The organism is Alkaliphilus hydrothermalis, assembly GCF_016908555.1.
GTDB lineage: Bacteria > Bacillota > Clostridia > Peptostreptococcales > Natronincolaceae > Alkaliphilus > Alkaliphilus hydrothermalis.
In genome coordinates this window covers 53,327-76,761 of sequence record NZ_JAFBEE010000007.1, presented here as the reverse complement: position 1 = coordinate 76,761, position 23,435 = coordinate 53,327, and the positions used below count along the sequence as shown (strand labels likewise).

The following is a 23,435-nucleotide window of genomic DNA, read 5'->3' as shown; positions in this document are numbered from 1 at the left end:
TAATAATTCAGCTACTTTAATTTTGTTTTTGGATAGATAAGGGTATAATGTTTAATAGGAAAAAGATAGGAGGGAGAAAATGGATAAATATGAAATCAGCAAAATCTTTGAGGAAATCGGTATGATGATGGAGCTTAAGGGGGAGAATCCCTTTAAAATACGGGCATATTACAATGGTGCCAGGACAGTAGAGCTGATGGAGGAAGACATAAAAGTGTTGGTGGAGGAAAATCGATTAAACACCATCAAGGGGATCGGAAAGGCGCTAGAGGGTAAAATCATTGAATTAGTAGAAACGGGAAAACTAGAGTTCTATGATAAATTAAAGGAAGAAATTCCAGAGGGTGTCATGGAGATGCTGAAAATCCCAGGGGTGGGTCCTAAAAAAATTCGAGAACTCTATGACAAGCTGGAGATTACTTCTATCGGTGAATTGGAGTATGCTTGTTTGGAAAATCGCTTGGTGGATTTAAAGGGCTTTGGGGAAAAGACCCAAATAAAAATTCTTGAAGGAATAGAGCAGATCAAGAAGTATCAAGGGAAATTTTTAATATCCACAGGGCTAAAATATGGAACATACCTAGTGACTCAACTTAAGGAACTACCAGAGCTTAGTCAGGTTAGTCTAGCGGGTAGTATCCGTAGGCGAAAGGAGATTATCAAGGATATAGACATTATCGTCAGTTGTGGCAAAAATGATCGGGACAAGGTAATGGATTTTTTCACCACGATTGAAGGGGTGGGGAAGGTCATTGCTAAAGGGGATACGAAAAGTAGTGTTGTACTAAATATTGGAATGAATGTAGACCTAAGACTAGTAGAGGAAGGGGAATTTGCCTATGCCCTACTACATTTTACTGGAAGCAAAGAACACAACACCCTCCTAAGGGGAAGGGCTAAAAAAATGGGATTAAAGGTAAATGAGTACGGGATATTTAGGGAAGAAGAAAGACTTCCTGCGGATACGGAGGAAGAACTATATGGACTTTTAGAGCTGGACTACATCCCACCAGAGCTCCGGGAGGGGCAGGGGGAAATAGAAATGGCCGAGAAGAATCAACTGCCCAATTTGGTGGAGCATAAGGATGTCAAAGGGATTTTTCATGTTCATAGTCAATATAGTGATGGAAGGAACACCATAGAAGAGTTGGTAAAGGCGGCTATAGAGAGGGGCTTTAGATATATCGGAATATCAGACCATAGTAAGAGTGCCGCCTATGCAGGTGGTCTGAGGGAAGAAGATGTAAAGAAGCAACATAGGGAGATTGAGGATTTAAGGGAAAAATATCCACAGATAACTATTTTAAAGGGGATCGAATCGGATATTCTTGTGGATGGTTCTTTAGATTATGAGGATGAAGTCTTGGCTTCCTTTGATTATGTCATTGGATCTATTCATTCAAACTTTAACTTAGACGAAGAAACCATGACAAATAGAATCTTAAAGGCAGTTCAGAATAAATACACCACTATTCTAGGACATGTAACTGGGAGATTACTCCTATCCCGTAAGGGGTATCAGTTGGATATCGAGGAGATTATACAAGCCTGTGCTGACAATCATGTGGCAATCGAAATTAATAGTAACCCCCATAGACTAGATTTAGATTGGAGACTTTGTAGATATGCCAAGGAAAAGGGAGTAAAGCTGGTGATCGAGCCAGATGCCCACAGAATAGAGGGACTAGATGATGTTATGTACGGAGTTGGGATTGCAAGGAAGGGATGGTTGGAGTCGGAGGATGTCATCAATACAATGGAGATTGAGGAAGTTCTAGAGCGGTTTAAGAAAGAGACTCAAGAACAGAAAGAAATGAAGTGGGAAAATCAAAAAATGTAAAGAAAAAAACATGTAAAAAAGTACGTAAAAAAGGATAGTCGTACTAGGACTATCCTTGATAAATATATGATTCTTACTCTTAAATCTGTTTACTTTAAAACATTGTGTTTGTCATTAACTCTGAATTGACTCAACTTTGCCCCTTAACTCCTAAGACTATTAATAAATTGATTTAAGTCTAGGGTTTTTGTGATAACCAAAAGACCACAATAGAACAATCCGCCAAAACCAAGAGACACAATTGAAGTCAGACCTGAAGATAAGTAACCACCCAGGGTTTGATATAGGATAATCATTACTAAAAAAGTGATTAGAGAACAAAGGGTTGGTTTTAATATGGATTGCATAAATGGTAAATTTAGCTTGACATATTTGCTAAGGGTGATTAAATTTAAGATAAAGATTAAAAAGGAAGACATAATAAAGCCAATGAAGAAACCATTTATCCCATACTTGGGATTTGGAACTAAGTAATAGGTACAATAGAGCTGTACCAACATTCCCAATAGATAGTTGATGGTGGTAATCACCTGTTTACCCATTCCATGAAGTATACCAGAAAGGGTATGTTGCATACAGAGGAAGAGGGTTGCATAGCTAATCAGAGAAAGATATCTACCTACTTCTTTTTCATGATATATCAACTCAGCCAATTGCTGTCCAAAAATGACATAGATTCCGGTGAGGGGAATGGCAATCAGTAGCGTAATTTTAATAGCCAAACTGGACTTATAGGAGACCTCCTTCATGTTATTTACTGCTATTTCCTCTGAAATATTAGGGATGATATTGAGTACAAGGGCTGTGGTCACTGTAAAGGGTAAAAATAATAGGGGCATAGCCATACCAGTAATTTTTCCAAAGGTTTCGATGGCAGCAACTGCAGAATAACCTGCCGCCTCAAGACGTTGTGGTATTAGAATCGAGTTGATTGTCTGCATAAAAACTGAAAGTAAACGACTGATGGTAAGGGGGACTGAAATATACAGAACTTCCTTTAATACATTGAAAATTTTACTGTCAGTGGGTGGTATAAAGGTTTTTATTTCCAACAGCCTCTTCAAATTAAATCTTAAGACTAGATAAAATAATCCGAAAATCTCGCCAATGGTTACTCCAATAATTGCAATAGTGGCTGCCGTTACTGGATGGGTAGGCTTTTCGTAGTATAGATAAGCCAAGACAAACAAGATTCTAGCCAGCTGTTCTATAATTTGTGCAGAGGCAGGTGGCTTCATATCCTTTAATCCATAGAAAAAACCCCTAAGGATACTGGAAAAGGTAATGACGCTTATGGCTGGTATTGACCATAAGACGGGGTAGTACAAATCTTCATTCTTCAAAAGTTTAGTAACGATAAACTCTATATTCAATGAAGTGACCACTGTCAAAAATAGGGCAATAGCGCCTCCTAATCCTAAGGTAAGGGTAAGGAGTCGATAGATTCCCCGTCGATTATTTAATGAATTTTCCTTCGCCACCAGTTTCGAGACGGCTATAGGGATTCCAGAAGTAGGTATGGCAATCAGCACCATCAGGAAAGGAAATACCATTTGATACAATCCGATGGCTTGAGACCCAATCATTCTTGATAAGATGATTCGATAAACAAAACCAAGGGACCTAACAATGAAATTGATGGAGGCTAAGAGGATTGTTCCCATAATGAATGATGTTTTTTTCAAGTTATCACCCCAATGTTTTTGTACTTTATAAAAAAAGGACTATACACATAAATATTCCTAGTAAATATGCTTTATTACTGGTGATACTAAATTCTTATTTTTCCTCAGACTCTATAATCGAGGAAGGATTTTAGAATTTTGCCGTGAATAATTAATACTAATGGATACATATAAATAGGTCAACGGCGAAGGATATATATTGCGGAGGTGGGTTATATTGATACATAAGATTTCTGGAATATTAGATAAAGAGGCATTTTTAAAAATTGTAGAAGAAAAAGTAGATAATGGCTCCGAAACCTTTACACTGGCAACAATAGATATAGATAATTTTCAGACGGTTAATAGTTACTATGGTGAAGTAGTAGGGGACCAAGTTATTAAGAAAATTTCTTCTGTTCTTAAGCAAAACATGAAATCAAATGATTTTCTATGTAGAAGTAATAAGGATGAATTTAATCTTTTATTTAGTAATACAACCTCCGATACTGGCTACATCATTATGGAGGAAATACGCAGATACTTTGATATTAATACTTTTCAGATGGGGGATCGGAAAAAAGAAATCTCCGTTAAGATTAGTGCAGGGATTGCAAACTATCCAAGGGATGCGAAAAACTCAGTAGAGTTATTTAGAGGGGCAGATAGCGCTCTTTTTCGGGCGAAACGGGAGGGTAAAAATCGTGTATGTATAGCAGAGAGTGAAAATATGATGTTGAAATCCAACCACTACACCAAGACCCAGCTGGACCGACTGGCGGACTTGTCAAAGAAAACGGAGAAAACAGAGGCTTTTTTATTGAGGGAAGCCTTAGACGACTTGTTTGAGAAATATAGCAAATAGTACTCTATGTGTTTTGGAAGGGAGAACATAGGGTAAAATACTAGCAAAACAGTATGAGGTGATAAGATGATAAACTTAGTTGGAAAAAAAGCTCCTGATTTTACTGCCCCCTCCACCAGCGGAGCAGATGTAGCTATATCAGATTTCAAGAACAAGAAAAAAGTTGTGCTATTCTTTTATCCAAAGGACAACACCCCTGGTTGAGCCAATGAAGCCTCTGAGTTCAGAGATCGGTATGAAGAATTTAAAGCTTTAAATACAGAAGTACTGGGGATGAGTAAAGATAGCATCAAGAATCATCAAAAATTCAAGGAAAAGCTAAATTTCCCCTTTGATTTACTAAGTGATGAAGCCAGGGAAATTCATGGGATGTATGGGGTGTTAAAGCCTAAGAAAATGTTCGGCAAAGAAGTAATTGGCACTGTTAGATCAACCTTTGTCATTGATGAAGAGGGGATTTTGATACAGGAATTTAGAAATGTAAAGACTAAAGGCCATGTGGAAGAAGTACTGGATTATCTAAAAAAAGAAGATAAAGTTTAAGATAGTAGAATCCCTCGGAAATTTTGAGGGATTCTTTTGTAGTTTTATTTTACACATGTAACTTAGATCAGAAGAATACTTTATAATTTAGTTCTTTTTTTCATCATAAACTTATGAGGTTCCTTAATGAAACCATATTGCTCATATAAGCCATGGGCATCCTTAGTTGCTAAAATACCTAACAATCCATCCAGTTCTTGAGTAGACATAATTGATTGCATTAACTGTTTTCCTAAGCCATTACCTTGACAATTGACATCAATAATTACGTCGCAAATCCAATAAACTGTTGAATAATCAGTAACAACTCTACCGAATCCTACTAAATTATTATCGTGGTACATACCATAGCAGATGGAATTTTCAATTGATTTTTTAAGGGTTTCTTCACTTCGATCCATAGCCCAATAGGATTGTTTCATCAAAGACATAATTTTATCAATATCTAATTTAGATTTATCTGACGATACATAGCAATCAAAAATTAAATTTTTCATTTCTTCATCCTCCAAACGATTAAAATATAATCTTATGATTTTTTAATGAGGAACATAGCAAACTAATTAATTAATATTTCTTTTAAAGAACGACATAGCCTATCAATCTCTTCAGTTTTGATTGTCAGGGGTGGATAGAGGCGTATCAGATTATGAAGTTCTGAATATCCAGTGAAAAAACCTCTCTCAAGTAGCTTTTTGAATACTTCTAGTGAATGATGACTTTGATCAAGAGCGATAACATTCATCAAACCTCTCCCGCGTACTTCTATTATTTTTTTAGTCTCTTCTCTTATCTCATTTAAACTCTGACGAAGATATTGACCCATTTTATTACCAATTTCAATAAGCTCTTCATTTGAAATCACTTCAACTACTTTTCTGGCAACTATACAACCAAGGGGATCATCTAAATGAGACTGAACATATCTGAAGTTTGATCCTTCTATAACCCTAGCTAAATTAGACTTAATTAAAACACCACTTATAGGATATCCATTACCAAGACCTTTTCCTAAGGCAATAAGATCAGGTAAGTGTGACTCAGAATTAAATACATCATAGTGCTGAAAACCAAACCATCTACCGGTTCTACCAAAACCGGTTGTAACTTCATTGAGAATGACAAATCCTCCAGAAGCCTTTGTGTTTTCAACTAAAAATGAAATTAACTTTTTCGGTGGACAGAGAACAATCCCTCCTGAATTTCCTGGCTCAAACACAAAGGCCGCTATACTTGAAAAGTCTATGGAAGAGTAGTTCCCACATTCACTACAACTTGATGATTTTTGGCAACTAAAACAATTAGATACATCTAGATCTATCCATTGAGTAGAGTTCCTTGGAATCTTTAGTTCAGATGATGTACCATGATATGAGATTGATAGTGATAACTTCTTTTCTCGTTTAGTGATATACTCTGCTAGTGACACTGCTAATGAAACCGCCTCGCTTCCTGAAGATATAAAGTTACCTTTATAGCTACCTCTAAGCCCTGCTGCTTTAACTAACTCTGTGACCAGTGTACCAGGGTGTTCTGTACTAAAGTAATGATGAGTGTGAAATAATAAGCCTGCATTCTCAGATATAGTCTGGACAATCTCCTTTCGACTATGGCCTAAAACGTTAGCCCAGCAGCCTGATTCAAAATCAATGAGTTCGCCATATTCTTTTGTTCGAATTCGTGTACCTGAAGCTTGGATAGCCGTAAGGGAGATTTCTGGGCCAGAAAACAGTTTTATTTGACTATCAGCGCTTACTTCTTTCATTGAGACACCTCCTTGCTCTTGTTTTATTACAAATTAAGTATATAATTGAAAATAAGATAGTTCAATTGTGTAGATTTTAATCTGTACTACTACAAATAACTTGAGGTGAAAATAAAATATGAATAAAACCGACATTGTGAAAAACTATATATCTAATGAAATTAAGGTGGGAAGAATTAAAAAGGGGCAGCGTCTTCCAAGCTGTAGAGAGATGGCCGCTCAACTTAGTATAAATAAAATAACAGTTAATAAGGCCTATAATGAGTTAGAAAAAGAGCACAAAGTTTATAGTATCCCCCGGGGAGGATTCTATTTGGTGGATTCTGAGGAGAGCACAAAAATAGCTCTGAAAGAGGTAGATTTTCAGTCGGTTAAACCTGATGAAAAACTAATTCCATATAGAGAATTTACACATGCCATGAATAAAGCTATAGATATGTACAAAAACAGTCTATTCGGTTATGAGGCAACTGGTGGACTAGCTTCTTTGAAAGAAACATTGAAGATTGAATTTGAAAAGGATGGTGTCTACACTTCTACAGAGAACTTAGTCATTACCCATGGAGCTCAACAAGCAATAGTACTAATTCTCCAAACTGTATTTAAGAAAGAAAAGGGAAAATTACTGGTTGAAGCCCCTACCTATAGCCTTGTTCTAAAGCTGGCGGAACATATGGGGATAGATGTAATTGGAATTGAGAGGAAAAAAGATGGATTTAACTATAAAGAAATGGAAAAAATATTTAGCTCTGGTGAAATTAGAGCATTTTATGTTATACCGAGACATCATAATCCTACTGGGTACTCTCTAAAGGAAAAAGAAAAAAGAAGAATAGCAGAGCTTTCCAGTATGTATAATGTACTTATCATTGAAGATGATTACTTAGCAGATATTGGTTCAAAAAAAAGTTGTATGCCAATACATTACTATGATGTAAGCAAGTGTACTGTTTATATTAGAAGTTTTTCGAAAACCTTTATGCCGGGGATAAGAATGGGAGCAGTTGTAGTCCCTGAAGTTATGGTGGGAGATGTATTGAGTTTAAAGCATCTAAGTGATCTAAACACATCAAAAATTCCACAGTCAGCTCTAAACTCATTTATTAAATCAGGTATGTATGAAAAGCATATTAAAAAAGTTAAGAAATCCTATGAAAACAAACTAAAGAGAGCAGCAGAAATGTTTAACGCTTTAAGCCCGAGTGCTATTAGTTGGCATGTCCCGAGTCATGGTATATTTATCTGGATAGAGCTTCCTAATAGTATAGACATGCTGGTGTTAGAAAATAAGCTTAAGGGTCATGGTATTTTAATAAAGAATGCAACAGAATTCTTTCCTCAAAAATATACTAAAGAAAATTATCGGAGTGATGTAAGCTGCATTAGGTTATGTATCTCTGGCGTTTTAGATGAACAGATAGAGTCTTTAACCACATTGATTAAGATATTAAGAGGATTACTTGAGAATAATGTTTATAAAAAATAAATATAATAAGACCTATCTTGATAGAGGAGTTTAATACTTATTTTTATGCTTCAATTATTAATGAAAAGGGATTGAAAGCCTCCTATTGGCTAATAATAAAAGTAGAATAAGCTTAAGGAGGTTTTTTATGGCTAAAAAATCATTGATTGTTAAGCAAAGAAGAAAGCAAAAATATAAAACCCGTGAATATACTCGTTGTAATATCTGTGGAAGACCCCATAGTGTTTTAAGAAGGTTTGGAATATGTAGAATTTGCTTTAGGGAATTAGCATACAAAGGGCAGATACCAGGTGTTAGAAAAGCTAGTTGGTAGGAGGAATATGAATGGAAGAAGTTTGTCCTATTTGTAATGGCTTATCCAGTTATATGGTCCGATGTCCCCACTGTCAGGAGGCAATGATGGCAAGGGGGCCAATACAGGATTACTTTGATGATTATAGTCCCTATTTAGACCAAGGGATTACTCAACAGGTGGATGGGGTACCTGCCCATCAGTGTCTACATATTTTTTATTGTGAAAAATGTGGAGCTGATCGGAGGGTGCCGATTAATACAATTTTGATGTAGCAGAACTAAATATATTATACTAGTTACGGCTCTTAAGTAAGCAAAAAAAACAGGTGTGACCGCACCTGTTTTTTCCCTTTTTTACCTTAACAACTTTTCGATTGAATGGAACGCTGGCTTCATTTTGTCAAAGGTACAAACATACTTAAAACCGATGGAGGATAGGGCCTCGAGGGCATGGGGGAAATCATAAGCCACTTGGTGGGCTTGGTGGGAGTCAGCTCCCGTTGTAACAATTTCGCCACCTAAATTTCTATAAATTTTAAGAATATCTAAGGAAGGGTGAAAATCCCCTAGGTTGTATCGTATGCCAGAAGTGTTTAATTCCAGTCCTTTACCTAAATGAATAATTTTCTTCAAAAGAGGTACTAGGAAGTCGTGATAATGTTCTAATGGCAGTATTACATCATATCCACCATAGCGCTTGATCACATCTAAATGTCCCAGTACGGAATAATCCTCATAGGCATCCACCACTTGAGCCAATTCTTCAAAGTAGATGTTGTAGGCTTCCTGCTGAGGACGTCCCTCAAAAAAAACACCTTGATATAGGTCTTCCTTTCGTAAAGAATGAACAGAGCAAAGGATAAAATCAAAATCATATTTTCTAGACACGGCCTGATATTTTTCTATCAAATGGGGCTGTAGACCAAACTCTACCCCTTGCTTGATGGAGATACGATCTTTATATTTTTCCTTGAATCCATCAATTGTTTTAAAATATGAATCAAAATCAAAACGAATGTCATTACCTTTGCCGTCCCAATCGTAGTCAATATGATCTGTAAAGCAGATTTCCTTTAGATTTTTTTCTATCCCAGATTTAATAACCTCCTCCATTGGAGATTTGGCATCAGGTGAAAATGTGGTATGAACATGATAATCAAACATCTATTGAGAACCTCCTAATCTTTCCTTTGGCTTACCTAACTAGGGATATCATATAATTGTTTTCATAAAAAGTCAAAGCCATAGGAAACTATAATAGATCTCTAATTAAGGGCATGCTCATACAACGGGGACCACCTCTACCACGGGAAAGCTCATAGGACTCAAACTCCAGTACCTCTATCTTGTTTCGACGAAGGGCATCATTTGTGATATAGTTTCGATTATAGCAGATGACCTTCCCTGGGGAGACAGCTAAAGTATTGCTACCATCGCTCCATTGCTCTCTACCTGCAGCAATGCTGTCCCCATCACCACAACGAATCAAATTGACTGATGGAAGGCGCAAATATCTCTTTAAAATATCAGAGAGCCTGCTGGCTTCGTAGGAAACATTTAAGTTCTTACCATTGCCTTTGTTGATACTGTAGACATCTAAAGGCATCTCAATGCCGGGATAAATGGTAAATTGGTCGTAGTCCACCATCGTAAAAACAGTATCCAAATGCATAAAGGCCCTAGCTTTTGGAATATCAAAGGCTAATACTGTGTCAAAGGATTCATCAGAGGAAAAGATATTTCCTGCCATGTTTTCGATAGAGCTGGCACTTGTGCGATTACTGATTCCGATAGCGATTACCTTATCAGAGAGAATCAGCTCATCTCCACCCTCGAGAGGGTGTGCTTTATCTCGATTGTACCATCGGGGTACATTTTTGAATCGAGGATGATGGTCAAATAGATACTTGGCAAACAAGGTTTCTCTATTTCTAGTGACGGAGGCCATGACGTTGATGGTGGCTCCTTTTCCTATAGAAGCAAAGGGGTCTCTTTGGAAATACATATTAGGAATAGGATCTAGATAGAAGGGGTACGGATTTTTAACCATATCTGCAAGTCTTTTTTTCTTAATTTCATTGATCTCGCTTGTCCTTACTCCAGCGATACATTTTCTAATCATCTCTAAAGGGGTCATAGGAGCAAAAAATTCCCTTAAACTCTCCCGTAGACCTTCGGTGACAATCTTAGCCTCCGCCATGAAGTCCTCTAAAAACTGATGGCGGACATTAGGGTCTTGAAGGATATCTGCCATTAAATCTACTAAATATAATACTTCAACCCCCTCATTAGTCAGCAAATCAGCAAACTGCTGATGTTCTTTTCTTGCCTGTTGCATAAAAACAATTTCATCAAAGAGTAGTCTAGTCAAATAGTCGGGGACAATGTTTTCCACTTCCTCACCAGGGCTATGGAGTAAAACGCTTTTTAATTGACCAATTTCGCTATATATTTGTATGCCGTTCTTCATAATATGACTCCTTCCTTACCCCCTGTGACTAGTTTTGAAGAAGCTTCTTGCCAAATTCAACACCATATTGATAAGCTTCGGCTAATTGGCCATCGGAGGGCTTAAAATTAATTTTTAGAGCAGGTTCAATCTTCATCCTTAATTGTTGGAGACGTCCTTCAATATTTTTAGTAGCTTCACCACTCCAACCATAGCTACCAAAGGCAGCGGCGGTTTTGCCACCATGTACTAGGGGATTAACTTGACTAAGAATATCGTAAACTGGTTTTAGGGCGTCGGCAGCGATGGTGGGGGAGCCAAACAACAGTCCATCGGAATAGAAGATTTTTCCCAAGATATCTTCGTCTCTAGAATGCAGGATATCGTATATGTATACTTCAAAGTCACCTAAAGACTTTATTCCCTTTTCAATTTCCTCTGCAATCTGCTGTGTATAACCATAGGCGGATACATAGGAAATGGTAACTCGCTTTAATCCATCCTCAATCTTTGTAGCTCTACTCCATTGACGGTATAAATTCAAGTAATAATCAATGTTTTCCCTTAGAATTGGACCGTGACCAGGGCATACAACATCTATTTTTAGGGGTTCAATCTTGTCAAGGGCTTTAAGCACATATGGTCTAAAGGGACCCATAATCATTTCATAATAGTATTCATAGGCACTCTGTAGGTCAGCATACTTTAATGGATCCTTTTCCAGTTGGTCATTAAATATTTCATGGCTGGCATAGTGGCACCCAAAGGAATCACAGCTAATCAGAGTATTGTCCTCCTCTACATAGGAATACATGGAGTCAGGCCAGTGGAGGAAGGGAGCCTCGATAAATCTAACGGTCTTGTTACCTAAAGAGATGGAATCTCCCTCCTTAACCTCCATTTCCCTAAAAGGGAAGTTGATAATCTGATGTAAGAACCTTAAAGCAGGTTTAGTCCCAACTACAGTAATATTAGGGTTTAATTTTAATAATTCTTGTAATGACCCAGAGTGGTCTGGCTCTGTATGGTTAACCACTACATAATCAATTTTTTCTATAGGTGTTAGGGTTTTAATCATTGATAGATAATCAGAGAAATACTTATATTTAACATTTTCAAAAATAGCTACCTTCTCACTACCTTTGAGAAGGTAAGAATTATAGCCTGTACCATATTCAGTTTTCATAATAACATCAAAGATTCTTAAGTCTTTATCAATCATGCCAATCCAATGTAGATCTTCCTTAATTTTAATTGGTACTGTGGGCATTTAAACACGTCCTTTCTAAGGCTATCTATATGTAGCAGTTGAATAATCAAGCAATCTATTTTGTAACCATCTGTTTCAATAATATTATGGCTAAAAAAAATGCTCTTAATCCATGTAGAGACAATTATTAAAAGAAAAAAATAAAATATGGAATAAAAAACCGTGGACATGAATAAAATGAATAATATAAATAATTAAATTGCAATTGACAGATAAATGAATTTGCGATATAATTAAATTACAAATTACGACGAAAGGGGATCGTGTTATGGTAAAAAACAGCAAAGAGTTAGATAAAGTTAAAGAGGTTAGAGAATGCGGAGTTTGCACATGTATTCATCTTGTTATCAATACATGTTCCTTAGATGACTGCGAGATGTTTGAAAGGAAATATATGCAAGAGGGTTAATTATAAGATTCAAATGTTAAAGTGAAAATCTTCCTTGAAACATAGGGGGATTTTTTTATGTTGAAATTCATTTATGAAAAAGTTCTCTTTTATATTAAATTAATGGAGAACTTTCCTATTCGTTATAAAAAAAGATAAAAAGATGAAGGAACAAATCCTTCATCTTGCAAAAATATCGTTTATTCTATTTAATTTGACAAACTTTCCTTGTATTGAAGCTGATATAGTTTATAATAGATTCCTTCCATCTTTAACAACTCCTGGTGATTACCCATTTCTCTTAGTTCGCCCCTGTGAAGAACGATGATTTTATCACAGTTCTGAATGGTAGAAAGACGGTGGGCGATGGCAATAGATGTTCTGCCTTTAATTAATTTAACAATGGCATCTTGAATAAGGGTCTCCGTTTCTGTATCGATGTTGGAGGTTGCCTCATCGAGGATAAGTACATTCGGGTCAAACAATAGAGCTCTAGCAAAGGCCAAAAGCTGTCTTTGACCTGTAGAGAAATTTGCACCCCGCTCCATGACCACCTCATCATATTGGTTTGGGAGTTTTTCGATGAAGGAGTGGAGATTTACATATTCGGTAATCTCTCTAATCTTTTCATCGGACACGTGGCGATTATTCAAAAGAATATTTTCCTTTATAGTACCGGAGAACATAAATACATCTTGAAGAACAATACCAATACTATTACGGAGTTCTTTCATAGGGAGGTCTTTGATATTGACACCATCTATCAAAATCTCCCCCCTTTGAATATCATAAAATCGACCAATTAGATTGATGATGGAGGACTTTCCAGCACCGGTTGCCCCAACAAAGGCGATGGATTCACCGGGGTTAATCTTAAAGCTGATATCTTTTAACACCCAATCTTCATCATTATAGGCGAACCAAACATTTTTGAATTCAATTTCTCCTTTAAATTCCTTTGGAACAATGGGTTCTTCAGGATCAACTATGGAAGTTTCCTTGTCCAATAGGGCAAAAATTCTTTCAGAGGATGCCATTGCTGATTGAAGGATGTTATACTTTTCCGTCAAGTTATTGATAGGCTGGAAGAATTGCTTGATGTAGTTGATAAAAGCGAATAGAACCCCAAATTCAATGGTCTGTTGAAGCACTTGACCACCACCATACCAAATAATTAAACTGATACCTAGGGATCTTAATACCTCCATAAAGGGACGGAAAATGGCAAAAACTAAAATTTCCCTTTGATTTGCCTTCAATAGCTCATTGTTGCTTTGATCAAACTTTTCAAATTGCTGTTTTTCACGTTTAAAGGTATGGATTGTTTTCATACCCGTAAAGTTTTCGTTGAGGAAAGAGTTGATACTAGCTAGCTTTACCCGAACCTCCCGATAGGCTTCTCGAATATATCTTCTAAAAATGGCAGCTGATATTAAAATGAGAGGCAGGACTAAAAGAGAGATTAGAGCTAGTTTGACGTTTAATCTTAGCATAATCACAATGATTCCTAATAATAAAAATACATCCTTAAAAAGATTGACCACGACACTGGTGTACATCTCGTAGAGGGTTTCAGTATCATTGGTTACCCTTGTTACTAGACGACCAACTGGATTGTTGTCGAAAAAACTGAGGGACATTCCCTGTAGATGACTGAAGAGTTGATGTCGAATCTGGTAGACGATTGTGTTACCAGCATAGTTTAAAATATAAACCTGAATAAAGTTGAGGACCAGGCCAAAGGATATAATTAGGAAAAAAACGAGACTTAGGTTTCTTAAAGAAGTAATATCATTTTGTCTAAAATTTTTGACTTCTTCCTTGGTCAATAGCCTTGCGGAATAGATTTGATTATTTATCTTTACATTAGCCCTCTGTCCATCGTCTATAACCTCATAATCTTCATTCTTTAATAATTGATTTCCTCCCACTAGATAAACATTACCCTCATCTTGAATCAGTTGAATAAATCCCTCGTAGTTGGAGTCGTCACTAAGGTGCTTTTCTTTTAAATAATACCTGCCTTCGAAGGAAAAAGCTTTATTGGAGGAAGGTGCTTCTTGATAGTAGTAAATGGGTTCCTCATAAACATTTATGTAATCATCGATAGCGATCTTTATTATATAGGGTTGTGCTAAATCGATTACTGAGATGATGATTAATAAAAATATACAAAGGGTTAGCCATTTCCAATAGGGCTTTGCATACTGTAGGAGACGACCCATTAGTTTCGAATCGTAGGCCTTACCCAAAGTTTCTTCTTGATGTAAATTACTCATCCATGTGTTCCCCCTATTCTTCATTGGCTATTTTATCTTCCAGTAGCTGTTTTTGATACAGCTCATAATAGCTCTTTTGATTTTGTAGTAGGGCATCGTGGGTACCCTGTTCAATTATTTGACCATTCTCTAATACAATAATCTCATCACATTCCTTGATGGTGGAAATCCTGTGGGCTATGATGATGCTGGTTTTACCCTTCATTTCAGTCTTAAGATTGTTAAGGATTCGTTCCTCCGTATCAGTATCTACAGCCGATAGGGAATCGTCCAATATAAGGACTTGAGGGTTCTTCATTATTGCTCTGGCAATGGAGGTTCTTTGTTTTTGTCCCCCAGATAGGGTAACCCCCCGTTCCCCCACAAAGGTTTTGTATTGTTCGGGGAAACTCATAATATTGTCATGAACCTCTGCCATTTTAGCCACCCTTTCAACTTCCCACTGTTGGAAGCTGTCGACGCCAAAGGCAATATTTTCGGCAAGGGTGGTGGAAAATAAGAAACTATCTTGGTCAACATAACCAATATTTCTCCGAAGGTCTTCCAATTCTAAGTTCTTAATTGGTTTCCCATCCAATAGTATTTGTCCTGTGTCTACATCATATAAACGGAGCAATAGGGTGGCAATGGTGGTTTTTCCACTTCCTGTTTTTCCGATTACTCCAAGACTTTTTCCTGCTGAAATTTTTACAGAAAAATCTTCTAAAGCATTGACGGAGCTGTTGGGGTATTTAAAGGAAATTTGTTGAAACTCAATATTTCCTTGGAAATAATCTAATTTTATGGGGGCATCTGCCTCGGTAATTTCTGGTGCTTCGTCGAAAATTTTGTTAAGACGTGCCATAGAGGCGGTTCCCCGTTGCATCACATTAATTAACCACCCCACTGCCATGATTGGCCATACTAATAGTGATAGATAGGAGTTGAAGGCGATGAAATCCCCCAGTGAAATATCTCCATAAATGACCAACATTCCCCCGTAACCGATGACAATAATAAAGCTGAGGGCCGATACATATTGAATAAATGGGTGAAAAAGGCCGTAGAGCTTAACTAGTTTCATATTTTTTTCAAATAAATTCTCATTCTTAGCATCGAACTTACTGATTTCCTCTTCTTCTTGAACGAAGGACTTTACAACTCGAATACCTGAAAAATTTTCTTGAACTGTGTCGGTCATGGAGGCAAAGGCCTCTTGTACATCTTTAAATCTTTTATGAATGACCTTGCCAAAACGACCAATGGCTAATGCTAGTACAGGGAGGGGAAGTAATGCCAATAGGGTAAGTCTATAGTCGGTGGTGCGGGCCATCATAGTAATAGCCACTACAGTGATGAAGGTGGCATCCGTCAACATAACGATCCCCATACCTAAAGCCATCCGAACTGCATTAATATCATTCGTTGCATGGGCCATTAAATCCCCCGTCTTATGGTGGGTATAATAATTTGTCGATAGCTTTAGCAAATGGGAAAATAGCTTATTTCTAAGCTCATACTCTAGTCTTCTAGAGGCTCCCATAATGAATATCCTCCAAAGAAATCTGAACAGGAAGATGGCAAACCCAATTAGTAGAATATAGATTCCGTAGAGATAAATATCTCTGGTGGTTAAGGTTTTGGCTTGTAGTTGATCTGTGAATCTTCTAAGGACTTCGGGTACTAGTAGCTGGGCTAAGTCCACTAGGATAAGCCAAAAAATCCCCCAAAAGTAATACCACTTATTTTTCTTAAAAAAATATTTTAATGATGCAAAGTGACCCATAAAAACCCTCCAAACTTTTTTCTTTTGTTACCCTAAATATTCTATATTAAAATCAACATTCCTTCAAAATCCATTAAATATCTTCCTAGGTATAATATCACCATATAAGGAAAATAATACAGCAGATTCCTAATGTTAAAGGATTAAGGGAAAATGTTACGTGTCAGGAGGTTTAATTTCATGAAAACTCAGCAGGTAAAGCAGCCAACTATTCTAAAGGTAAGGGATTTAGGACAGTGTATTGGGTGCTATTCGTGCATGTTGGCCTGTGGGTCTATTGTTCATAAGGATTTTTCTTTGACAAAGAGTGCAATAGCCATCAAAACCAGTGGGGGATATCAGGGTAGAATGGTGGTTAATATATGTCGAGGCTGTATAGAGCCTGCCTGTGTATCGGAGTGTGGATTTGGGGCCTTGACTCCTAGGGCTGGTGGTGGCATACAGTTTCACCCACAACAATGTACAGGGTGTGGAAAATGTATCATGGCCTGTATAGCCAAAGCAATAAAATTTGATAAAGAAGAAAAAAAACCAATTGTCTGTATTCAGTGTGGAAGCTGCGTTAAGGTTTGTCCCCACAATGTTTTAGAGATGGAGGTGAGTTCCTATGGGAAAGAGTCCTAAAATCATGGTGTTGGACTTAACTGATAAAAGGACAGAAGTAATAGAAAGAGAAGATTTAGCGCCTTATATAGGGGGTGTGGGAATAGGTGTACAGTTATTAAAGGAGTATGGAAATCCTAAAGGAGAACCACTTTCAGAGGAACAACCGATGATTTTCTCTAAAGGGCCTATGAATACCATTTATCCAGTGGTGACGAAGACCTGTAGCCTCTTTAAATCTCCTTTGACGGGTGAACTTGGGGAAAGCTATGCTGGTGCAAGGCTATCAATGGCAATGGGAATGGCAGGGCTTGACGGTATTGTCATTAAAGGAAAAGCGAAGGGGCCAGTTGCACTTCATATTAATAATGAACATGTGGAGTTTAAAAATGCAAATCCCCTATGGGGACTTGATACGGATGAGACAACAAGACTATTACATGATGATACTGGTAGGAGAGGACTTAGGTCGATTCTAGTAATCGGAGAGGCAGGAGAAAAAGAGGTTGCCTACTCCTGTGTGACGGTGGATACTTATCGACACTTTGGACGCTTAGGTCTAGGGGCAGTAATGGGTAGTAAGAAGGTAAAGGCGATTGTTGTTGAGGGAGATACTTCGCAACCGATTCCAAACCCAAAGGAGTACAGAAGGGTCTACAAAGATATTTATGAGAAGGTTAATAACACGGATTTAATGGAAAAATATCATGGTATTGGAACTTCTATTAACGTTAACTCCCTCAATGACTTGAAGGGCCTACCAACCAGAAATTTTCAAGATAATCATTTTGAGTTGGCAAATGAAATCAGTGGTGAAAACTTTGCTGAAAAGCATTTAATCAAAAAAGTAGCCTGTAGCGGTTGTACCATTGGATGCATCCATATTGCACTATTGAGGAAAAAATTTGGCGAATCCCATGAATATGAATCCTCAGCCCTAGCCTACGATTATGAGTTAATTTATTCTTTGGGAACGATGCTGGGGGTAGGTGATCCTCAAAAATTATTACAGTTAATAGAGATGGTGGAGCTAATAGGAGTGGATGCCATTACGATGGGTGTTTTGTTGGCATGGGTAACGGAGGCCTTTGATAAAGATATTATTAAAGAAGAGGAAACCCTATGTAGACCTAAATTTGGCAATGTCGATGACTATTGTAGGATGATGAAATACATTGTTGAACAGCCCAATGATTTTTATAGGGTAGCCGCAAAGGGTACCGATGCTTTAGCTAAAAAGTATGGGGGGCGGGATTTTGCAATGGTCTTAGGAAAAAATGAAATCGCAGGATATCATACAGGTTACGGTAATATTTTAGGACATACAGTAGGAGCCAGACATTCCCATTTAGATAATGGAGGATACTCCTTTGACCAATCCATGGAGGAACTGGATAAGGAGAAATTAGTGAATCAGCTACTCCAAGAGGAAATTGACCGCAATCTATTGAATAGTTTAGTGATATGTCTTTTTGCCCGCAAGGTGTATGATGAAGTCACAGTAATAGATGCACTTAAAGCCATTGGATATGAAGTGACGGAGGAGCAATTGAAATCTTTGGCTAAAAAAATATTTATTGAAAAAGTAAAACTAAAAGAGGAAATGGGTTATTCCTATGCAGATAGCTATTTTCCAAAAAGATTCTTTGATACAAAAGCATCTGGAAAGAAACTACAAATGGATGAAATGAAGGATTTGTTAGCCTTATATATTAGTAAAATACAAGACTTGAAGGAATCAAGCCTCCATACAAGCTAAAATGAAAAAAAGGGAATACATAATTGCAACTCCTTTAGGAAAAATATAATTAAAGGAGGTGGGATACTTATGAATTTAACCCCAAGAGATATGATTACAAAGAAGCTTTTAGATGCACAAGAAATGGTAAGGGATTTCGAAATGTTCTCAAAGCATACTAATGACAAAGATCTAGCTCAATTATTTAAGAATTGTGCTGAAGAAAGCGGTACACAAGCACAAGAATTACAAAGAATGGCAGATAAATATAGAAGAGATTAATCCCATTTAGAAGATCCAGTTGGCAAGGAATATTTCATCCTATGCCCACTGGGTTTTCTTCTGTGTTAAAAACTATTAGTTACATTTTATTTTTGTTTCTATTACTGTAAAATTTGGTATAATAATTGTATGGTAACAATATGAATGAGGTGAGCTGATGGAATCCTATGAAAATATTCATTTGAACAAAAGGGAAGGACAGCATCTATACATACAATTATATAAAGCTATTAAAGAAATGGTCTTGGGGGACGTATTAAAAGAAGGAGATCGCCTACCTCCTGTGAGGAAAATGTCTAAAATGATGGAGGTAAATAATGTTACTGTTGTGAAAGCCTACGAAATTTTAGAGCAAGAGGGTTTGGTCTACAAAAAAATTGGTAGTGGTACGTATGTATCCCATAGAGAGAAGGAAATAAAGGATAACCTAGGAGAAGAGGTTGATTCAAATAAAAAAATAACCTTGATGGAGCAGGGGCAAATTAAAATAGAAGAGAATATGATTAACTTTGCCAGTGCGACTCCATCAGCAGAGCTATTCCCAGTGGAGGACTTTAAGAAGGTATTGAATGAAGTTTTAGACAGGGATAAAGGCTATGCCTTTGGGTATCAAGAGGGTCAAGGATATTATCCTTTAAGACAAATTTTAGGAGAGTATGTGGCTCAATATGGTATAAACACAGAAATTGATAATATACAAATCATTTCAGGGGCCCAACAGGGGATTGACCTTGTATCTAAGGCATTATTAAGCTATGGGGATTATGTTATTATAGAAAGTCCCTCATATACCGGAGCGATGGCAGCTTTTCAATCTAGGGGAGCTAAAATAATTGATATTCCCCTCCAAGAGGATGGATTAAATTTAGATATACTGGAAAAAAAGATTCAAGCCTACAATCCAAAACTTTTATACATTATGCCAAACTTTCAGAACCCTACAGGGATCTCCTATACTCAAGAAAAAAAAGAGAAATTATTGGAGCTTTGTAGCAAATATGGGGTTTACATCATGGAGGATGATTATTTAAGTGAGTTAAATTATTACAGTGAAGATATTGGCAATCTAAAACAAATGGATGATGAAGAAATCGTTGTTTACGTAAAGAGTTTTTCAAAGATATTTATGCCGGGATTACGACTTGGCTTTATGGTTATTCCTGGTAATCTACATGGTCGTCTCCTGAGGGCAAAACATACTTCTGATATATCCACCTCTGGACTGCTACAGAGGGCATTGGAACTGTATTTAAAGAGGGGAACTTGGCAGGAGCACCTCCGGTATATGGAGAAGAAATATCAAGAGCGTTTTGATAAGATGAATGATTGCATTCAGAGATATATGCCTACTGGGGTGGAAGTGATTAAGCCAAAGGGTGGAGTTAATTTTTGGTTTAAGCTACCAAACAACTATTCTTCCCAAACACTCTATGAAAAGGTGGTAAAGGACAATGTTGTTTTTGCTCCCGGAAATCTATTTTACCTTGACAATCAACATGGGGAATATTTTAGACTTAGTATTGCAGCTGTTAACTTAATCGAGATTGAAACAGGCATGAAAATTCTTTGTCGTCATATAGATAGTTATATTAACAATCAAGAGCCAATCAATAGGGGAAGTTTTATAAAACCTATTTTGTAACGAATAGGAAAGTTCTACATTAATTTAGTATAAATAAGAGCTTTTTCGTAAATGAGTTTCAACATAAGTCATCAATCAAATCTTCCGAAGGAAGACTTTGTTATAATAAGTAAAAGGATTATACACTGGAACTAAAATTGATTAGGGGGAAATCATATGAATCGTGTTAAAATCATATATAATCCAGACTCTGGTAGACGAATATTACAAAAAAACGTGCCAGAACTAAAGGAGATTTTATGGGAGGATTATAGAATAAAAGCAGATATTGAAGGGACACAAGGCCCCCTTCATGCAATAGAAATTGCCCAAGAAAGCTGTAAACAGGGGTATACTATGATTGTTGCAGCTGGTGGAGATGGAACTGTTAATGAAGTCCTAAATGGAATGATGCATAGTGGCTGCCACCAAAACACTTCTCTCGTAATTTATCCAGCAGGGACAGTGAATGATTTAGGAAATCATTTTAAAATATCTAAAAATGTTCATCAGTTTGCCCATATGATTCACTTGAATCGGCAACAGAAAATGGACGTAGGCTTTACAGGAGAAACTTATTTTCTAAATGTAGCGGCAGCAGGTCTTTTGACAGACGTAGCCTACAAAGTTTCTTCGGAATCAAAAACAGCTTTGGGGAAATTTGCCTACTATTTAGAAGGGATTAAAGAGTTTCCAAAGCAGATTTTTAAGCCCATCAAGGTGGAGCTAAAGATAGGTACCAAAATAGAGGAAAAGGAGATTTTCTTCTTTATTTTAGCTAATACCTCCCATGTAGGAGGATTTAGGCATATAGCACCCGAGGCCAAAATCAACGATGGTTTAATGGATTTATTAATCATAGAGAGTTGTCCTTTGAAGGATATAGCTAGTTTGTTTCTTCTAATGCTACAGGGTAATCATATAAATCATCCTTATTTTAAATACTATCAAGTAAATGAGTTAACTATTGGAGGGCCGTCTGAAATCGTGGTAGATGTCGATGGAGAGTTGGGAGCTTCATTGCCTATGAATTTTAAGGTGATTAAGGAAGCCATCAAAATTATAGTACCTGAAGCGTACTTCAAAATTAACGGTTAGTAAGAACCCCCTACTGGGAGAATCCTTGTAGGGGGTTAACATTTTGTGTGAATTAAATTTATTGGAGAGCCTCTTCCTGCGATCCTGTAGTCATTGTGTTGGACTTAGACATTTTACAATTACCCTCAAAGTAGGCATTTTCATCTAATATAAAGGTATTTGCTCGAACATCTCCTAGGAGACTTCCCCCAGGGGAGATCCTTAACTGCTCTTTTGCCTCTACATTTCCTTTAATTTTTCCTGAAACCAATAGGTTCGAAGTCTTAATATTACCTGATATGTTGCCTTTTTCACCGATATAGAGATTCCCTTCTATGAACATTTCACCATTAAACTCACCATCTATCCTGATTGTTCCTGTAGCCCGCAGTTGTCCTTCAAATTTACAATTTTCCCCAATGATGGTTGTAGCCCTACTATATTGGATATCCTCCTTTTTGTTAAACATGAAAATCCTCCTTTAAAATTATTATTCTAAAACAGTTTTTGGATTGATGTGTTTACCATCTTTTCTAATTTCAAAATGGAGATGGGGTCCAGTACTACGTCCCGTGCTTCCCATTTGAGCGATCAAATCCCCTTTTTTAACCCGATCCCCCACTTTTACGAGGACTTTGTTATTGTGGGCATAAACAGTTGTATATCCATAACCGTGGGAAATCATAACGATTTTACCATAGCCCCCATTGTATCCAGAGAAGGTAACTATACCACTACCAGCAGCAACAATATCTGTATTGGTGGTATTAGCAATATCTATACCTGAATGAAATTCTCTTCTACGGCTGATGGGGGATATACGATAGCCATAGGGAGAAGATAACCTACCTGTCGCTGGTCTAAGGTTGGGAAGTGAGTCTATGTATTTAAGTTGCTTTTCTACATCTACTACGAGTTTTTCCATGCTATTTGTCTGCTGTTCTATTAAATTATTTAGGCTTGACAAGTCTTCATCTAAAGTCTCTTCTGAGTTAGAATTACGGGCATCGGACCTAGAAATGAGAAAGGTTGGTGGAGTAATTGATGATACTGCTGCTTCTTCTAAGCCCACCATATTGAGAACTTTATTTTGTAGTTCATTCAAAGCTAAGAGTTTATTTTCAATTTCAGCTGAACGATTCTTTAAGAAACTAATTTCCGCCGCTTGGGTAGCGTTTTCTGTTTTTAATTGGACAAGGCTTAGTTGTGCTGTATTGAGTTCTTCTTGAGATTTAATATATTCTTTGGAAACACCAACAGCATATAAACCCGTTAAGAGTATTATGGAGAGTGAAAGAATTGGAATCCAGTAAGGAATACTAAAATGAACAACCTGATTAGTTGTGCTGGGAATCAATGTAAAAGATAGGATTTTTTTATTTTTATGGACAGAATGGGTAATTTTTTTCACTAAAAAACCTCCTTAAAAACCATTTAAACTAACATAATATTCTACAAAAAGAGGAAGAACCCTTTTAAAAAATAGAAAATAAAAATATTTAAGTT

The 23,435-nt window shown here is 36.9% G+C and carries 21 protein-coding genes; 11 read left to right on the top strand and 10 right to left on the bottom strand.

Annotated elements, in window-relative coordinates; genetic code table 11:
* The first annotated feature begins 79 nt into the window (after positions 1-79).
* Positions 80-1,840, top strand: coding sequence for a DNA polymerase/3'-5' exonuclease PolX (gene polX / locus JOC73_RS06850; RefSeq protein WP_204401496.1), 1,761 nt, complete (start codon positions 80-82; stop codon positions 1,838-1,840).
* 143 nt (positions 1,841-1,983) lie between these two features.
* Here polX and JOC73_RS06845 read toward each other — a convergent pair whose 3' ends face one another.
* Positions 1,984-3,525 carry a putative polysaccharide biosynthesis protein gene (locus JOC73_RS06845; RefSeq protein WP_243427880.1) on the bottom strand — a complete coding sequence of 514 codons (1,542 nt, stop codon included), beginning with the start codon at positions 3,523-3,525 and terminating at the stop codon, positions 1,984-1,986.
* Positions 3,526-3,742: 217 nt separating this feature from the next.
* Here JOC73_RS06845 and JOC73_RS06840 point away from each other — a divergent pair, with 217 nt between their 5' ends.
* Positions 3,743-4,369, top strand: coding sequence for a GGDEF domain-containing protein (locus JOC73_RS06840; RefSeq protein ID WP_204401494.1), 627 nt, complete (start codon positions 3,743-3,745; stop codon positions 4,367-4,369).
* 66 nt (positions 4,370-4,435) lie between these two features.
* Positions 4,436-4,912, top strand: coding sequence for a peroxiredoxin (locus JOC73_RS06835; protein ID WP_204401492.1), 477 nt, complete (start codon positions 4,436-4,438; stop codon positions 4,910-4,912).
* A gap of 80 nt (positions 4,913-4,992) precedes the next feature.
* Here the strand turns inward: JOC73_RS06835 and JOC73_RS06830 are convergent, their stop codons facing one another.
* Both JOC73_RS06830 and JOC73_RS06825 read right to left on the bottom strand, forming a co-directional pair.
* Entirely contained in the window at positions 4,993-5,409 is a 417-nt protein-coding gene (locus tag JOC73_RS06830; protein WP_204401490.1) for a GNAT family N-acetyltransferase, read from the bottom strand.
* A 62-nt stretch (positions 5,410-5,471) separates the two neighbouring features.
* A complete protein-coding gene (locus tag JOC73_RS06825; RefSeq protein ID WP_204401487.1) occupies positions 5,472-6,677 on the bottom strand; it encodes an aminotransferase class III-fold pyridoxal phosphate-dependent enzyme in 1,206 nt (401 codons plus the stop codon).
* Between the two features lie 118 nt (positions 6,678-6,795).
* On the opposite strand from JOC73_RS06825, the gene JOC73_RS06820 reads away from it, so the two are divergent.
* The 3 genes from JOC73_RS06820 to JOC73_RS06810 all read left to right on the top strand — a co-directional run bounded on the left by JOC73_RS06820 (position 6,796) and on the right by JOC73_RS06810 (position 8,730).
* Entirely contained in the window at positions 6,796-8,163 is a 1,368-nt protein-coding gene (locus tag JOC73_RS06820) for an aminotransferase-like domain-containing protein (protein WP_204401485.1), read from the top strand.
* 127 nt (positions 8,164-8,290) lie between these two features.
* Positions 8,291-8,476 (top strand): type Z 30S ribosomal protein S14, encoded by a 186-nt coding sequence (locus JOC73_RS06815; RefSeq protein WP_204401483.1) that lies wholly within the window; start codon positions 8,291-8,293, stop codon positions 8,474-8,476.
* Positions 8,477-8,487: 11 nt separating this feature from the next.
* Complete coding sequence (locus tag JOC73_RS06810) at positions 8,488-8,730, top strand: hypothetical protein (RefSeq protein ID WP_204401481.1); 243 nt, start codon at positions 8,488-8,490, stop codon at positions 8,728-8,730.
* An 81-nt stretch (positions 8,731-8,811) separates the two neighbouring features.
* Here JOC73_RS06810 and JOC73_RS06805 read toward each other — a convergent pair whose 3' ends face one another.
* The 5 genes from JOC73_RS06805 to JOC73_RS06785 all read right to left on the bottom strand — a co-directional run bounded on the left by JOC73_RS06805 (position 8,812) and on the right by JOC73_RS06785 (position 16,608).
* A complete protein-coding gene (locus JOC73_RS06805) occupies positions 8,812-9,621 on the bottom strand; it encodes a histidinol-phosphatase HisJ family protein (protein ID WP_204401479.1) in 810 nt (269 codons plus the stop codon).
* Positions 9,622-9,709: 88 nt separating this feature from the next.
* The gene (arcA, locus tag JOC73_RS06800; RefSeq protein ID WP_204401477.1) at positions 9,710-10,927 is read right to left on the bottom strand and encodes an arginine deiminase; all 1,218 of its coding nucleotides are present in this window, start codon (positions 10,925-10,927) and stop codon (positions 9,710-9,712) included.
* A 28-nt stretch (positions 10,928-10,955) separates the two neighbouring features.
* Positions 10,956-12,176: an FprA family A-type flavoprotein gene (locus JOC73_RS06795; protein ID WP_204401475.1), complete on the bottom strand. Its 1,221-nt coding sequence runs from the start codon at positions 12,174-12,176 to the stop codon at positions 10,956-10,958.
* Positions 12,177-12,773: 597 nt separating this feature from the next.
* On the bottom strand, positions 12,774-14,843 hold the full coding sequence (locus tag JOC73_RS06790) for an ABC transporter ATP-binding protein (RefSeq protein WP_204401473.1): 2,070 nt from the start codon (positions 14,841-14,843) through the stop codon (positions 12,774-12,776).
* Positions 14,844-14,856: 13 nt separating this feature from the next.
* Positions 14,857-16,608, bottom strand: a complete 1,752-nt coding sequence (locus JOC73_RS06785; protein ID WP_204401471.1) for an ABC transporter ATP-binding protein — start codon at positions 16,606-16,608, stop codon at positions 14,857-14,859.
* Positions 16,609-16,788: 180 nt separating this feature from the next.
* Here JOC73_RS06785 and JOC73_RS06780 point away from each other — a divergent pair, with 180 nt between their 5' ends.
* The 5 genes from JOC73_RS06780 to JOC73_RS06760 all read left to right on the top strand — a co-directional run bounded on the left by JOC73_RS06780 (position 16,789) and on the right by JOC73_RS06760 (position 21,950).
* Positions 16,789-17,232 carry a 4Fe-4S dicluster domain-containing protein gene (locus tag JOC73_RS06780; RefSeq protein ID WP_204401469.1) on the top strand — a complete coding sequence of 148 codons (444 nt, stop codon included), beginning with the start codon at positions 16,789-16,791 and terminating at the stop codon, positions 17,230-17,232.
* The gene (locus JOC73_RS06775) at positions 17,216-18,970 is read left to right on the top strand and encodes an aldehyde ferredoxin oxidoreductase N-terminal domain-containing protein (protein WP_204401467.1); all 1,755 of its coding nucleotides are present in this window, start codon (positions 17,216-17,218) and stop codon (positions 18,968-18,970) included. The genes JOC73_RS06780 and JOC73_RS06775 overlap by 17 nt, the downstream gene beginning before the upstream one ends.
* A 69-nt stretch (positions 18,971-19,039) precedes the next feature.
* On the top strand, positions 19,040-19,231 hold the full coding sequence (locus tag JOC73_RS06770; protein ID WP_204401464.1) for a hypothetical protein: 192 nt from the start codon (positions 19,040-19,042) through the stop codon (positions 19,229-19,231).
* A 157-nt stretch (positions 19,232-19,388) separates the two neighbouring features.
* On the top strand, positions 19,389-20,873 hold the full coding sequence (pdxR, locus tag JOC73_RS06765; protein WP_204401462.1) for a MocR-like pyridoxine biosynthesis transcription factor PdxR: 1,485 nt from the start codon (positions 19,389-19,391) through the stop codon (positions 20,871-20,873).
* Positions 20,874-21,029: 156 nt separating this feature from the next.
* On the top strand, positions 21,030-21,950 hold the full coding sequence (locus tag JOC73_RS06760; RefSeq protein WP_204401460.1) for a diacylglycerol/lipid kinase family protein: 921 nt from the start codon (positions 21,030-21,032) through the stop codon (positions 21,948-21,950).
* A 58-nt stretch (positions 21,951-22,008) separates the two neighbouring features.
* Here the strand turns inward: JOC73_RS06760 and JOC73_RS06755 are convergent, their stop codons facing one another.
* Both JOC73_RS06755 and JOC73_RS15405 read right to left on the bottom strand, forming a co-directional pair.
* On the bottom strand, positions 22,009-22,398 hold the full coding sequence (locus JOC73_RS06755; protein WP_204401458.1) for a bactofilin family protein: 390 nt from the start codon (positions 22,396-22,398) through the stop codon (positions 22,009-22,011).
* Between the two features lie 21 nt (positions 22,399-22,419).
* Positions 22,420-23,340, bottom strand: coding sequence for a M23 family metallopeptidase (locus JOC73_RS15405; protein WP_330613136.1), 921 nt, complete (start codon positions 23,338-23,340; stop codon positions 22,420-22,422).
* Positions 23,341-23,435 lie beyond the last annotated feature (95 nt).